Origin of the sequence: Pseudoalteromonas sp. MMG007 (assembly GCF_018100985.1) — a bacterium.
In the GTDB taxonomy this organism is placed as follows: domain Bacteria; phylum Pseudomonadota; class Gammaproteobacteria; order Enterobacterales; family Alteromonadaceae; genus Pseudoalteromonas.
On record NZ_JAGJEI010000009.1, the window covers coordinates 108406 to 121863 of the forward strand.

The window sequence follows — 13458 nt, forward strand, 5'->3', positions numbered from 1 at the left end:
TACTGCTTTAATATGCTTTTATTTTATAACAACGTGGCCTAGTAAGGCATTGGGTAGTCTTTAAATACAGTCGCTATATCATCGAGTAATTCGCGACTAAGCGTAATGTTAAATGCATCGATATTTTCTTTAAGCTGAGCCTTACTTGTAGCGCCAATGATAGATGAAGTAACGCCGTCTACTTGGTTACACCATGCAAGGGCAAGCTGAGCGGGCGTTATGTTGTTAGCATGAGCTAAATCAACATATTGTTGCGTCGCTTTTTGAGCATTCGGAGTGTCTCTAAAAATGCCGTTACGCTGCATAAAAGTCCAACGAGATCCTTCAGGGCGAGCACCATTTAAGTACTTACCTGTTAATAAGCCTGCTGCTAGTGGAGACCATGGTAAATAAGCAATATCTTCATGTATGCATTGCTCAATTAGATATGGCCAATCCTTTGCGTGCGCTAAGCTAAACTCGTTTTGTATAGACACCATACGCGGTAAATTATGCTCTTTAGCTAAACTTACAAATTGACTAATGCCCCATGGCGTATCGTCTGATAACCCACAGTGCTTAATTTTACCTGCTTTAACACAATCGTTCAGGCCTTCTAAAATATCCAACATACTGGCTTGCTGCTGCTCGGTATCTACATCACTGAAAGTTAGTTTGCCAGGCCATTGTCTGCCAAAGTGCGGGGTAGAGCGGTTAGGCCAATGCAACTGGTATAAATCTATGTAATCGGTTTGCAAGCGCTTAAGTGAGTTATCAACAGCCTCTGTTACTGCACTGCGTGTTATATCGCTACCTTCACGGACCCATGATAAACCATTACCTGCTATTTTTGTCGCAAGTACAATATCGCCACGTTTTTGGGTATTACGGCTAAGCCAGTCACCAATAATTTCTTCGGTTTTTCCGTAAGTTTCAGGTGAAGGTGGTACTGCATACATCTCGGCGGTATCAATAAAGTTAACGCCTTGCTCTAGTGCGTAAGCTATTTGCTCATCGGCATCGCTTTGGGTATTTTGCTTACCCCATGTCATGCTGCCTAAGCATACCCTTGAAACATCTACACCGCTGCTGCCTAACGGACTGTATTGCATTTAAAATCCTTAAATTAATTAACCTGAGCTTTGGATAATAAATCTATCTCTAGCTGCTATTTTCAGTGTTAACTGCGTTGAATTTACTTGCAATAGGCTAGCTATTGACGCGTAAATTCGCCTTGTTTTCACAGAAAATCTCTGGCTAGAGAAATAATTCAAATATCACTATGATTTAAAACGTTAGTAAATCTCTTAACCAAAGTTCAGGTTAAGTAAGATCTTGAGAGTGGCTAATTAAGGCCGATAATAATGGCTCAGAAATAGCAGCTTTTTGCCCTGTTTTGAAGTCAAACATCACAACCAAAGAAGAGCCTGTGGTTGTAACTGCTTGCTGAGCATGGCTAAATACTGAGTAATTCATTAAAAAACGATCAGTTTTTATATCTGAAATAGTAATACCAACGGTTAAAGTATCAGGGAAAGTAACAGGGCGTTTATAGCGAATGTTATTTTCGCTTATCACCGGACCAACACCGCCTGGTTTTATTGTATCAAATAGGTTTATTTTATTTAAAAAGTCGATACGAGCGATTTCAAAATAACGTAAGTACACTACGTTATTCACGTGTTGCAGTGCATCCATGTCAGCCCAAGCTACTGTAATATCAGTATGGATAGGGTGTTTATCTTTGAACCTTTGCATGTACTTATACTCTTAGTTTTAAATGAAATAGATTATCAACATGGTGTAACTAGCTCAAGATAATTAATTTTATGTTTTTGTGAGAGCATTGTACCTAATTGAATTTGGGTTTTCAGTTTAGTTACACAGGCACAGTACACATGAGATCACATATGTAGAATTGAATTAATTGGGCTTTAGCTAGTTTGGTTTTTGTAGCGTCTTTTGCTCGTTACGCAATGGGCAATGCATCAGGTGGCATAATATTATTAGCAGCAGGTTTTTTATTGGAGTTTGTTTTTGCTTCACTGTTTTAAAAAACCTAAACGCTTTTAGCAACCGTTGTAGTTAATGAGACTTGCTAATTAAAAATGATTCTATAATAATGGCTGTATAAATAAACAGTTGTTTGTGGTAATGAAAAAGTTTATTCATATCGATATGGACTGCTTTTACGCAGCGGTCGAAATGCGAGATAACCCAAAGCTTGCTAGCGTTCCTTTAGCCATTGGCGGTAATAGCCGCCGTGGCGTGCTCTCTACTGCAAATTATATAGCCAGAGAGTACGGCGTACGCTCTGCTATGTCTAATTACCACGCTAAACAGTTATGCCCAGACCTTGTAATAGTCCCTGGGCGCATGGCGGTTTACAAAGACATTTCTAGTCAAATACGTGCTGTATTTAAACGCTACACCGATTTAATAGAACCTCTTTCGCTTGATGAAGCCTACCTAGATGTAACAAACAGCACAACATGTAAAGGCAGTGCTACGTTAATCGCTCAGCAAATTAGAGCCGATATTTATAACGATACAGGGCTTACAGCCTCTGCAGGTGTGGCACCCATTAAATTTATTGCCAAAATAGCCAGTGATGAAAATAAACCCAACGGCCAATTTGTGGTTTTACCTGATGAGGTAGATGCATTTTTAAATAACTTACCGCTTGGTAAAATTCCAGGGGTTGGGAAAGTGACTTTAGAAAAGCTTAATTTAAAAGGGCTATATACAGGTAAAGACGTACGCGAAAAAGGCGTAAATTGGATGCAGCAACATGTGGGAAATTTTGGTGTATCACTTTATCAAAAATGCGCGGGTGAATATATTGGGGCTGTATCTACAGAGCGAGTACGTAAATCATTAAGTGTGGAGCACACTTATGAATACAATAAAAATAGTTTACAGGAATGTTTGGAACAGCTGCCTAAATTATTAGAGGAGTTGACTACTCGCCTTAATAAGCAGCAGCTACAAAACAAAATTAATAAGCTTAGTGTAAAAGTGAAGTTTGCAAATTTTGTAGTCACCAGTGCTGATCAGGCACACCATCAGTTAAATACCGATATTTTTACTGAGTTATTAAGTAAAGCGTATCAGCGAGGTATGCAACAACCGGTACGCCTTTTAGGGATTGGGGTTGGCGTAAAAAATGAGCCTAACTTAAATCTACAATTGAGCATTTTAGATTAGAGTGCACTTTTTGCTGTAACACCAAGTTGCCAGGGTAAAATTTGCTTATCGCAGTTGGCTGGTTTTGTGTTTTTATATCGACGATAATACCCTCCTTATGTTTAATTACAGGAGCTTTACTTATGGCATATCCTCAAGCAATCGCTGCACCTACTCTTAGTGCAAGCCTTGATTCTTCTTCTCACGATGCACTTATTATTATTAGTGATGACTTTTCTCAGTTAGCCAATAATTCACTAAGCGATGCTATAAACGCACAAGCTAAAGTAGACTCTCGTATTGGAAAGCAAGTTACTTTTTTAGTTATTGAAAATACACGCGTTATTCTTGCGCCTACAGGTCCGCTTAACAGAGACTACGATGATGTTCGTCGTTATTTTGATGCTGCAAAACTAGCCATAAATGAAGCTAAAGCTTCAGGAAGTATAAATCCAGCGATTTACCTACCAAATTTACATGCTGATGCACGCTACCAACATGCTTTAGAGGTCGCTTACTTAGGCGCATGCCAAGCTCTGTGGCAACCACTTGAAGCCCGTGAATATCATGGCGAAGGTATTGAGCCAATTACTCAAATTGGTTTAATTGACGCAAGTGAGCAAACCGTAAAAGCTGTAAATGCAATTGCAGCTGGACAATATGCCGCACGTGATTTATGTGGTACTGAACCAGAGCGTATGGCGCCTCCTCGCTTTGCTGATTATTGCGTGGAGCTTTTTAAAGGCTCAAATGTAGATGTTGATGTAATTGACGACATAGACACAATAGATAAAAACTACCCAATGTTAAGTACGGTTGCACGTGCATCATACGCAGTAGAGCGCCATCACCCTCGCGTTGTTAAGCTTGAATACGTGCCTGAGGGAGAGGTTACGCGTACGCTTATGTTTGTGGGTAAAGGTTTAGTATACGACACCGGCGGTGCGGATTTAAAAGTAGGCGGTTACATGGCAGGTATGAGCCGTGATAAAGGCGGTGCAGCATCAGTTGCAGGCTTCATGAAAGCGGTTGCTGATTATCAGCCTAAAGGCGTTAAAGTTATTTCGTACTTAGCCGTTGTTCGCAACTCTATTGGCTCAGATTGTTTTGTACCAGATGAAATAATTACTAGTCGTGAAGGCGTACGTGTTCGCATTGGTAACACCGATGCAGAAGGGCGCTTAGCAATGGGTGACCTACTTAGCGAAATGAAAGATTTAGCTAAAACAGAAGTTAACCCAACGTTATTTACGGTGGCAACATTAACGGGGCATGCGGCGCGTGCAATGGGCCCTTACGGAGCCTATGTAGAAAACGGACCTGCACGCAGCGCTAATACATCTCGTCAAATTGCTGATCTGGGTGATTTATGGGCTGATGGCGCAGAGGTTTCTCGTTCTCGTCGTGAAGACTACGACTTTATAAAACCGCGCACTTTAGCTGATGATGTTTTATCAAGTAATAATGCTGCCTCTGCAGTTACTGCGCGTGGTCATCAATTCCCAATGGCATTTTTAGCTGTTGTTGGTGGGCTTGATAAACACGGTAACGACTCTACTCAGCCAATACCTTATGTACATATGGATATTGCTGGTAGCGGTGTTGAAGGGGGCGATTGGCAGCACGGTAAGCCAACCGCCGCATCAGTAACAAGCTTATTTGCACGCTACTGTATGTAAACTAAAAACTTACGTGCAATAAAAAAGCCCTGATAATTCAGGGCTTTTGCTTTTTAAAGGTTATTTTAATTTAAAGCGATTAACCACATTAGACAGCCCTTGGCTACTTTGCTTAAGGTTATCACTGGCATCAGTAAGCTGTTTCGTATTATTTAATGATTGCTCAGTCGATTGAGATAGCTCATTAATCCGTAAATTTACCTCGTCAGCAGCTTGCGTTTGCTGCTCTGTGGCTCGCGCTATTTGGCTGTTCATTTCGGTAATGACTGATACAAGCCTTTCAATTTCATTAAGCGAAATATTAGCAGACGACGCCTGTTCGACAGTAGACTCTGACAGCGCTTGGCTTGATTTAACGGCTTCAACGGCTGCTTTAGCACCTTCTTGTAATTTGGTGATCATGGCCTGTATTTCATCAGTGCTTTGCCCTGTACGACTTGCTAACGTGCGTACTTCATCAGCTACAACCGCAAAGCCTCTTCCGTGCTCTCCAGCTCGTGCAGCTTCAATTGCAGCATTAAGTGCTAATAAGTTCGTTTGCTCAGATATACTTCTTATCACATCAAGTACTGAGCCTATGTTATTACTTTCATTCGCTAAATCTTCAGTAACTTGGCTTACCGTTTCTATATTGTTTGAAAGTGTTTCTATGGCAGTAATAGTGTTTTCAACGACGCTTTTACCTGTTGATGCGTTGCCAGCAGCGTCGTTAGCGGCTTGCTCTGCGGCTTCAGCGTTACGGCTTACATCGTGGATTTGGTGAGTCATTTGCTCCATCGCAGCAGCAACTTGGGTTGAGCTGTCGTTTTGTAGTTCGATAAATGAATGGCTTGTTTTGCTAGAGTCATCAACGGTATAGGCATGCTTATTTACATCGTCGGCACTTTGGGAAACGTGAACTAATGACTCACGTATTTTTAAAACAAATAAGTTAAATGAGCGCGAAAGCTCTGATATTTCATCATTTCCTGATTCGTTTAAAGTACGGGTTAAGTCGCCTTCACCTTGCGAAATATCTTTCATCATATCGGCAGCTAGGCGAGTAGGGACTAAAATACTTTTACCAATAAAGTAGCTAAGTAATATCACCGCAATAATCATTATTAATGCACTAAAAAGTATAAGATTGCGTTGCTCGCTAAATGCAGCATCAATTGAATCTAGGTATACGCCTGAGCCAACAATCCAATCCCACTGATTGAACCCTTTTACAAACGCTATCTTATCTACAGGTTGCTCTTTACCGGGCTTTGGCCATTTGTAAGGAATAAAACCTTCGCGGTTTTGTTTTACAATATTAACCATTTCTACAAATAGCGCTTTGCCGTCGGGGTCTTTGTTGTTGGTTAAGTCTTTACCTTCAAGCGCCGGTTTTATAGGGTGCATTACCATGGTAGGTTGGTAGTTGTTTATCCAAAAATAATTAGTTTTGTCGTAGCGCAAAGCCCTTACAGCCTCAAGTGCTTGCGTTTGAGCTTGCTCTTGCGTGAGGGTGTTACTCTGTTCAAGTGCATAGTAATGTTCAATAACACTGTACGCAGTTTCTACAACATTTTGTGTTTTTAGGTATTGCTCGTTTTTGAGCGAACTATATTGGTGCGTTAGGCTAGATACACTCAGTATTATTAGTCCTAACACAACGGTGGTTATTAATAGTGAAAAACGCTGAAAAATACTAAGACGTCTTAGGTTTAGCATATATTTATCCTTTTTAGTTAACGCTCAGTGTGGTTAAATTTAAGGATAGTAAAAAAGTGAGTTTAAGCTAGGCCAGTTTATCATTTGGTTTTGATTTTAAAGCAGTAAGTTTGAGTTTTGGGGAAGATTTAAGCTGTTTTAAAGCACAAACAAGCGCACATGGCTTTTAGCTTAGAATGTTCAAATAAAAAAGGCTGATATTTTAATCAGCCTTAAATATGAAAAGTTTTAATTATTTAACATCAAAATGACGATTAAAGAAGTTAGTAATAGTTTGATGTAAGTGTGTTTGCACTTGTTTACCGCGTAGGCTGTGTTTAGAGCCTGGGTAAGTCATCATTTCAAACTGTTTTTCGTTATCTTGAAGTTGTTTAAACAATTTTGTGGAATGCGTAAACAATACGTTGTCATCAGCCATTCCATGGTAAATCATTAATGGACCTTTTAAGCCATCTGCATATGGAAATACAGCACTATCTTCATAGCCTTTAGCATTTGTATCAGGGTGGCCTAAATAACGCTCTGTGTAATGTGTATCGTATAGAGCCCAATCGGTTACTGGAGCACCTGATACGCCGGCTTGAAAGTAATCGCCCGCTTTAAACATAGTCATAAGTGCCATATAGCCGCCGTAGCTGTGGCCATAAACACCAATGCGCTCTGGGTCTACGTAATCAAGTGTACGTAAAAACTCTACGCCTTTAATTTGGTCGGCAACCTCAACCACACCTAAATGTTTATAAATAGCATCTTCAAACTTTTTACCACGATTGTAAGAACCTCGGTTATCAAGTTGAAAAATAACGTAGCCTTGTTGCGCCATGTATTGAAAGTACAGATTTTTACTGCGCCAGCTATTTGTTACTCGTTGTGCGTGCGGGCCGCCGTAAACGTTAACAATAACAGGGTGCTTTTTGCCATCACTTACATTACTTGGCTTAAATAAACGGTAATGCATTACTTGGCCATCTTGTGCTTTAATTGTACCGTATTCTGGTGTTGTTAAATCACTTAAGTAAGGAGTAAGCGGGTGACTGCTATCTAGCTTATTTTCTTCAAGCCATGTAATAAACTCACCATTTATTTTGCGAAGAGCAGCTGAATTTGGCGTATTATCAGATGAGCTATTATCAATAAAGGTTTTGCTATCTTTTGCCATTACCACGCTGTGGTATTTACCTTTTTCGGTAATTCGCTTTGCATCGCCTTTTTTAAATAAAGGCGCGCTGTATAAATGGCTTTCAAGCGGGGTATCTTTGCGTCCTGCAAAGTAGACAATGCCTTTTTTCTCATCAATACCTTTTAAACTGTCAACAGCCCAATCGCCAGAAGTAATTTGGCGAACAAGTTGACCGTTAGTGCGGTACAAGTATAAATGTTTAAAGCCATCACGCTCAGATGCCCATACAAAATGCTTTTTGTCTTTTAAAAACTCAAGGTCAAAATGTAGGTTTATCCACGTTTCGCTGTTTTCGGTAAGCGCTACTTTTTGTGTTTTAGTGTTGCTGTTATAAAAACGCAGTTCTAATTTATGTTGCGAGCGATTTTGCCATTGGTATGACAGTGTATTGCCGTCTTTTAGCCATTTAGCGCGGGCAATGTAAATATCTTCATCTTTACCTAAATCAATCCAATCGACTTTTTGGTCGTTAAGTTTAACTACACCTAGCTGAATTTTAACGTTGTCGGTACCTGTAAACGGGTAGCGCTGATTAAATAACTTAACTTCGTCAGCGTAAATTTCGTTACGGATAGCTTCTTTTACAGGAGTTTCGTCAACGCGGGTATAGGCAATTTTAGTTTCATCCCCTGACCACCAGTAACCTGTCATACGGCTCATTTCTTCTTGAGCAACAAATTCGGCCATGCCGTTTTTAATAACGCCGCCACCATCTTTACTAAGCTGAATCTCTTTACCAGAATCAAGCTCTAACGCGTAAAGGTTTTGCTCACGAATAAACGATACATAATTACCTTTAGGTGAAAAACGCGCATCAGTTTCAAATGCTTCAGTGTCGGTTAGTTTTTTACTTTTAGCTGAGGCCAAATCGTAATAATAAAGGTCGCCGTTGAGTGGGAATAAAAGTGCTTTGCCGTCTTTAGACCATTTATATTCTAAAATACCTTTACCAAAAATACGTTGGCGTTCGCGGCGTGCTTTTTCTTCATCTGAAAGGTTTTCTGGGCCTGAAAATAATTTAGCAGAATCAACAAGTACACGATTAGTGTTGTCTTTTAAGTTGTATTCCCACAAATCATAACGGTTGTAGTCATCGTTTTTACCTTGTAAGTAAGTTACGCGGCTGCCGTCGGGTGAGAATTTAAGTTGTACCGGCGATTTACCAGAGAGACTCGGATCGTCAAAAATACGCTCTAATGATAAAGGTTTTGCTTGAACACTAATAGCGCCAACCATTAACGGTATAGCTAGTGAGAGGTGTTTTATTTTTTTTAGCACAAGGTTGCCTTAGCTTATTATAAATATTGCTTTGATGGTAAAGCCAAGCGTGTGCAACTGCAACTAAATGCTATAAAGTGGCGATTATCAAAGACAAAGTAGGACATAGCAATGACTCATACTGAATTTAAACTAGCCCCTGAGCTTAAGCGCGACTGCATAGAACTTGCCGACTGGCCACTGTGTAAAGTGCTTTTATTAAACGATAGCCAGTATCCGTGGTTTGTATTAGTGCCAAGGCAGGCAAACTTAAGAGAGATAATTGATTTATCTGAGGAGGATCAAATTGTTTATTTAAAAGAGTCAGCCAGGCTAAGTAAATTATTAATGGATGTATTTAAACCAGATAAATTAAACATAGCGGCGTTAGGTAACATGGTGCCGCAATTACATATTCATCATATTGCACGTTTTACGAGTGATTCTGCTTGGCCTGCGCCAATTTGGGGTAAACACCCCGCAGTGCCTTATACAGAGCCACAAATTGTAGAGCTAAAAAAAGCGCTGCAGTTTTAAGCCGCAACGCTTTTTTAGGGTTTAACTAAGTTTAACTAAACTTATTTAAGCCCTAGCACTTCTTTACCTTGTTTAAAGGTTACATCTACAGGGATATTAGCTTTACTTAGTTTTTCTAAGTCTTTAGCAAGCTCTTCTTTAATATCGCCATGTGTTGCGATTAGTTGATCTACTTTTTCGTAATCACCATCACCTTGTAAAGTTAAAATTAGGCGAGATAATTTAGCCATTGCTACGCCCATTTTTTCCATATTTACGCGGTATAAACCCTCGTCATTTTTAGAAAATGCGCCTTCTTGTGCAAAGAAGTTAAAGCGGATCATATTGGCTTTACCATGAGCGCTTGATGCACCAAAACGTACAGAGCGGAAAATACCTGCCATAAACGTAGTGTAGTAATCCTCTAGTGTACCTTCGGTAATTTCGCCTTTTTTGAGTAACTGCTCAACCATGTATAAACCTAAAATATCGGCTTTACCTTCTTCAAGCGCACTTGCGTGTTCTTGCAATGATTGGCGAACCGTCCCTTTACCTGTAAGCGTGTTTTTAATACCTAAACCATGTGCTACTTCATGAAACATAGTATTGGCAAAAAATGCGTTAAAGGTAATATGCTTACGTTGCTCTGGCACAATTAGCTGCTCAGAAATTGGCACTAAAATTTTATCAAACTTAGCGCGCATTGCGTTCTTAAGCTGCAGGCGGCGAGTGCCTTTTTCAAGCTGAACCTGCTCATCGTTTGGTAAGTTAATAGCGATAGTTTTACTACCTGCGTTAGAGTGGCCTGCGTAGTAAACAACATCGTAAGCATTTAAATCGGCGTCTGAACCTGGGACTTCTTGCTTGTATTTAGCATCTACTGGTAAGTCTTTTTGGAGCTCAGGTAAAAAGGCTGCAAACTTAGCCAGGCGCTCGCTCCATTTTAAATCTTTAATTAATACGTAAGACTCATAAGCTGCGCGGTAGCCAAACAGTTGATCTTCGTAAGTTTCTATTGGGCCAATAACCACATCTACAGGGTTATTTTTCATATCCATCCACGCAAAGTCAGACACCTGGAAGTCGTCTTTTTGCAATGCGTCAGCGCGTAGGTTTAAGTAATTAGCAAATTCTTTATCGTCAGCAAGTTTACTCGCTTCACGTAATAGTTTTGCAGCTTCTGCAAGTTCATTAGCGTATTCTTTAGAGTAAGGTACGCTGTATAGTTTACCTTGCTCGTCACGTTTAATTACTGAGTAAAGGCCTTTTTTATCTTCTACATCAGCTTTATTTAACTCTTCTTTAGTTATGTCTGCTGGGTAAAATTGAGCACCAAGGGCTTTTTCTTTATAGCCTGATAAAAATGCTTCATCGCCGTTTAAGCGATCCCATGGGCCGTAATTTATATCGGCAAATTTTCGTACTTTTTCATCGCTTAGTTTTGCTAAAAACGCATCTTTATTTTCACCAAACGATTGTTTCCAAAATAATTCATCCATAATTTTAGAAGCATCAATAAGCTTAGAAACCATCGCTTTTTGGTTATCATTTAAATGCGAAAGGTCAGCCTCTAGGCTAAAATCTGTATAAATATCTAAACGTTGCTCATCTGTATTGATAAGCTTAGGTCCGGATTGAGCGCCACTTTCTTGGGCTAGATCTACGGCTGTGTTGTCGGTAGAAGACGGTGCTTGTTCTGAACATGCACTAAGAAAAACAACACCAGAGAGCAAAATTGCTTGGCTAATTTTATTTAATATCATTATTTTGCCTATTAAAAAGTAAGTTTAAAAACTTGTATAGCTATGCTTAAAGGCTAAAAGTATACAAACGCTTCCTTATTGTGATTGCATTAAAGCAAAACTAAAAGGTAAATAGCAAGTATTTGGCGTTGTAAGGCAGGCACATGCGCTAAAGCGTCACTAATTAAAATAAAACTCTATAATTTCCTTAACTTTATCGGTAAGTTAGACAATACTAATTTATATTACTAATACAAAAATTAATGGTCTGAATTTGCAGTTGCTTGCAGGCTAAACACAAAAGGATGGCAAGCTATATGTCTACAGAAAATGCTTTATTAACGATTCTAGTTGATAGAATAAATAACGATACACTCGTACTGCCAACGCTTCCTGAAGTTGCAATTAAGGTTCGCCAAGCGGCGGATAACCCTGATGTAAACTTGATGCAAATGTCGGATGTTATTGCTCAAGACCCCGCGCTTTCTGCCCGTATGATAAAAGTAGCCAACAGTGCAATTATGGGGCGTGCAGTTAAAGTATCTAATTTGCAGCAAGCAGTGACACGTATTGGTCTGCGCCAAATTAAAAATATTGCAACAGCAATGGCAATGGAGCAACTGTTTGTATCAAACAATGAACTAATTAAAGGTTACATGGGTAAAGCGTGGCAAAAAACATTAACGGTTGCAAGTCACTCTATTTCACTAATGGAATTTTACTTACAAAATCAAAAGCACACGTCGTTAAATCGCGATTCGATTACACTCGCCGCACTTGTATATAATATTGGCGTGTTACCTATTTTAACTGAAGCAGAGCGCCACCCAGAAGTTTTTGCTAATCCAAGCTTTTTAGCTCATGCTATTCAAAAGTTGAGTGGTGAAATTGGCTCGTCAATTATGACTGCCTGGGAGTTTCCTAAGGAGTTTGTTGATGTTGCACAAAGCTGGGCCGATCCGACTTATAAACCGGCTCAAGTGAGTTATGTTGATTTTATTCGTGTCGGCGCTATTTTAGAAGGGACATTACAGGTTTCTGATAAATCGGCAGCATTACAAACTTATATAGATAAGGGTGTTATACCATCAATGCAGCTGTTCTCTAGCGACGAGTACAACGAAATGCTAGCTGATGTAAAAGATATGTTTAGTTAAACATACTTTATTATTGGTAATAAAAAAGCACGATTTTATCGTGCTTTTTACATTTTAGTTATGCTTTATGTAAATCGTCTGCATCACCTAAACCGGCAGTTAACTCTTCAAGCAATTGCTTAATTTCTTCTGATGCTAATATAAAGTCGGCATCAAGCTTAACGGCCATATCTTCTTTAGGTATGTCAGCGTTTTCTTCTTTTAAAGTTTCTGAGTAGCTTAAACGTTTAATAGAGCCATCGTTTTGTAGCATAAACTTCAGGCGTTCTTGCCAATCGAGTGCAAGTTTAGTAACACGCTTACCGCTTTCTAGGTGCGATTTAACTTCATCACAGGCCAAGTCATGACCTTTAAGTTTTACTTGTGCGCCGCTATCATCAGCTTCTTCAAGTTCAGCGTCTGAGCCTATTGCAAAACCTTCTGGAGTACTAAAGTTAGTTAGCCAGTCTGTTAAAAACACATCAAGATCGTAATTGGCAAATGCAGGGACTACCGGTAAAGTTCCTAATGATTTACGAAGTAGAGCGAGCAATTCTTCAGCTTTGTTAAAGCTGCCACTATTTACTACAACCCAACCATTTTCCTGGTCAATAAATGCAAATTGTAGACTCGATTTTTTGAATGCTTGCGGAAGCAGTGTATGAAGGATGTTTTCTTTTAATTCATCTTTTTCTTTCTTTTTAACAGGACGGTTTTCTTCTGCTTCTATTTGATCAATTTTCTCAGCAACTAGTTCGTTTATAACTGACGCAGGTAATACTTTTTCTTCTCTTTTTGCACACACTAAAATACTTTTTTGAGAAAAATGCGATAATGTTTCACCGTGCTTTCCAAACGCTTTTGTCCAACCAAATGTAGCAAGCTCTTGGCCTGTACATGGTCGAAATAAGTCTTGTTCTAATGCTTTATCAAAATCTTCTTGAGTATACGAAACGTCTTGCTTAAAGCGGTAACAAATAAGGTTACTAAACCACATAGGGGAGTTGATCCATTTGAAAAATTTGTACAATCATAGCAATAAAAACAGCATCTCGAAATGGCTGATTTGTTACTGATAAATATGT

Annotated in this window: 10 protein-coding genes; 4 read left to right on the plus strand and 6 right to left on the minus strand. The window is 39.4% G+C overall.

What is annotated here, in order from left to right; all coding sequences use genetic code 11:
• Positions 1-38: 38 nt before the first annotated feature.
• Entirely contained in the window at positions 39-1091 is a 1053-nt protein-coding gene (locus tag J8L71_RS12150) for an aldo/keto reductase (protein ID WP_211000756.1), read from the minus strand.
• Positions 1092-1302: 211 nt separating this feature from the next.
• Positions 1303-1737: a thioesterase family protein gene (locus tag J8L71_RS12155; protein ID WP_211000757.1), complete on the minus strand. Its 435-nt coding sequence runs from the start codon at positions 1735-1737 to the stop codon at positions 1303-1305.
• A 396-nt stretch (positions 1738-2133) separates the two neighbouring features.
• On the opposite strand from J8L71_RS12155, the gene dinB reads away from it, so the two are divergent.
• A complete protein-coding gene (gene dinB / locus J8L71_RS12160; protein ID WP_211000758.1) occupies positions 2134-3186 on the plus strand; it encodes a DNA polymerase IV in 1053 nt (350 codons plus the stop codon).
• A 122-nt stretch (positions 3187-3308) separates the two neighbouring features.
• Positions 3309-4844 carry a leucyl aminopeptidase family protein gene (locus J8L71_RS12165; protein WP_211000759.1) on the plus strand — a complete coding sequence of 512 codons (1536 nt, stop codon included), beginning with the start codon at positions 3309-3311 and terminating at the stop codon, positions 4842-4844.
• A 60-nt stretch (positions 4845-4904) separates the two neighbouring features.
• Here J8L71_RS12165 and J8L71_RS12170 read toward each other — a convergent pair whose 3' ends face one another.
• Together J8L71_RS12170 and J8L71_RS12175 are read right to left on the minus strand one after the other, a co-directional pair.
• Entirely contained in the window at positions 4905-6542 is a 1638-nt protein-coding gene (locus J8L71_RS12170) for a methyl-accepting chemotaxis protein (RefSeq protein WP_211000760.1), read from the minus strand.
• Between the two features lie 232 nt (positions 6543-6774).
• A complete protein-coding gene (locus J8L71_RS12175) occupies positions 6775-9000 on the minus strand; it encodes a S9 family peptidase (protein WP_211000761.1) in 2226 nt (741 codons plus the stop codon).
• A gap of 111 nt (positions 9001-9111) precedes the next feature.
• Here J8L71_RS12175 and J8L71_RS12180 point away from each other — a divergent pair, with 111 nt between their 5' ends.
• Positions 9112-9516, plus strand: coding sequence for an HIT family protein (locus tag J8L71_RS12180; protein ID WP_211000762.1), 405 nt, complete (start codon positions 9112-9114; stop codon positions 9514-9516).
• Between the two features lie 41 nt (positions 9517-9557).
• On the opposite strand, the gene J8L71_RS12185 is transcribed toward J8L71_RS12180, so the two are convergent.
• Complete coding sequence (locus J8L71_RS12185; RefSeq protein WP_211000763.1) at positions 9558-11258, minus strand: Zn-dependent hydrolase; 1701 nt, start codon at positions 11256-11258, stop codon at positions 9558-9560.
• Between the two features lie 296 nt (positions 11259-11554).
• On the opposite strand from J8L71_RS12185, the gene J8L71_RS12190 reads away from it, so the two are divergent.
• Positions 11555-12394 carry an HDOD domain-containing protein gene (locus tag J8L71_RS12190; protein WP_211000764.1) on the plus strand — a complete coding sequence of 280 codons (840 nt, stop codon included), beginning with the start codon at positions 11555-11557 and terminating at the stop codon, positions 12392-12394.
• A gap of 58 nt (positions 12395-12452) precedes the next feature.
• Here the strand turns inward: J8L71_RS12190 and rdgC are convergent, their stop codons facing one another.
• Positions 12453-13370 carry a recombination-associated protein RdgC gene (gene rdgC, locus J8L71_RS12195; protein ID WP_211000765.1) on the minus strand — a complete coding sequence of 306 codons (918 nt, stop codon included), beginning with the start codon at positions 13368-13370 and terminating at the stop codon, positions 12453-12455.
• Positions 13371-13458: the final 88 nt, after the last annotated feature.

Bases quoted from the DNA above. Each gene is read 5' to 3' on its own strand.
- J8L71_RS12170 (WP_211000760.1), bottom strand. From the start codon at position 6,542: ATGCTAAACCTAAGACGTCTTAGTATTTTTCAGCGTTTTTCACTATTA.
- J8L71_RS12190 (WP_211000764.1), top strand. From the start codon at position 11,555: ATGTCTACAGAAAATGCTTTATTAACGATTCTAGTTGATAGAATAAAT.
- J8L71_RS12155 (WP_211000757.1), bottom strand. From the start codon at position 1,737: ATGCAAAGGTTCAAAGATAAACACCCTATCCATACTGATATTACAGTA.
- J8L71_RS12165 (WP_211000759.1), top strand. From the start codon at position 3,309: ATGGCATATCCTCAAGCAATCGCTGCACCTACTCTTAGTGCAAGCCTT.
- J8L71_RS12150 (WP_211000756.1), bottom strand. From the start codon at position 1,091: ATGCAATACAGTCCGTTAGGCAGCAGCGGTGTAGATGTTTCAAGGGTA.
- rdgC (WP_211000765.1), bottom strand. From the start codon at position 13,370: ATGTGGTTTAGTAACCTTATTTGTTACCGCTTTAAGCAAGACGTTTCG.
- J8L71_RS12180 (WP_211000762.1), top strand. From the start codon at position 9,112: ATGACTCATACTGAATTTAAACTAGCCCCTGAGCTTAAGCGCGACTGC.
- dinB (WP_211000758.1), top strand. From the start codon at position 2,134: ATGAAAAAGTTTATTCATATCGATATGGACTGCTTTTACGCAGCGGTC.
- J8L71_RS12185 (WP_211000763.1), bottom strand. From the start codon at position 11,258: ATGATATTAAATAAAATTAGCCAAGCAATTTTGCTCTCTGGTGTTGTT.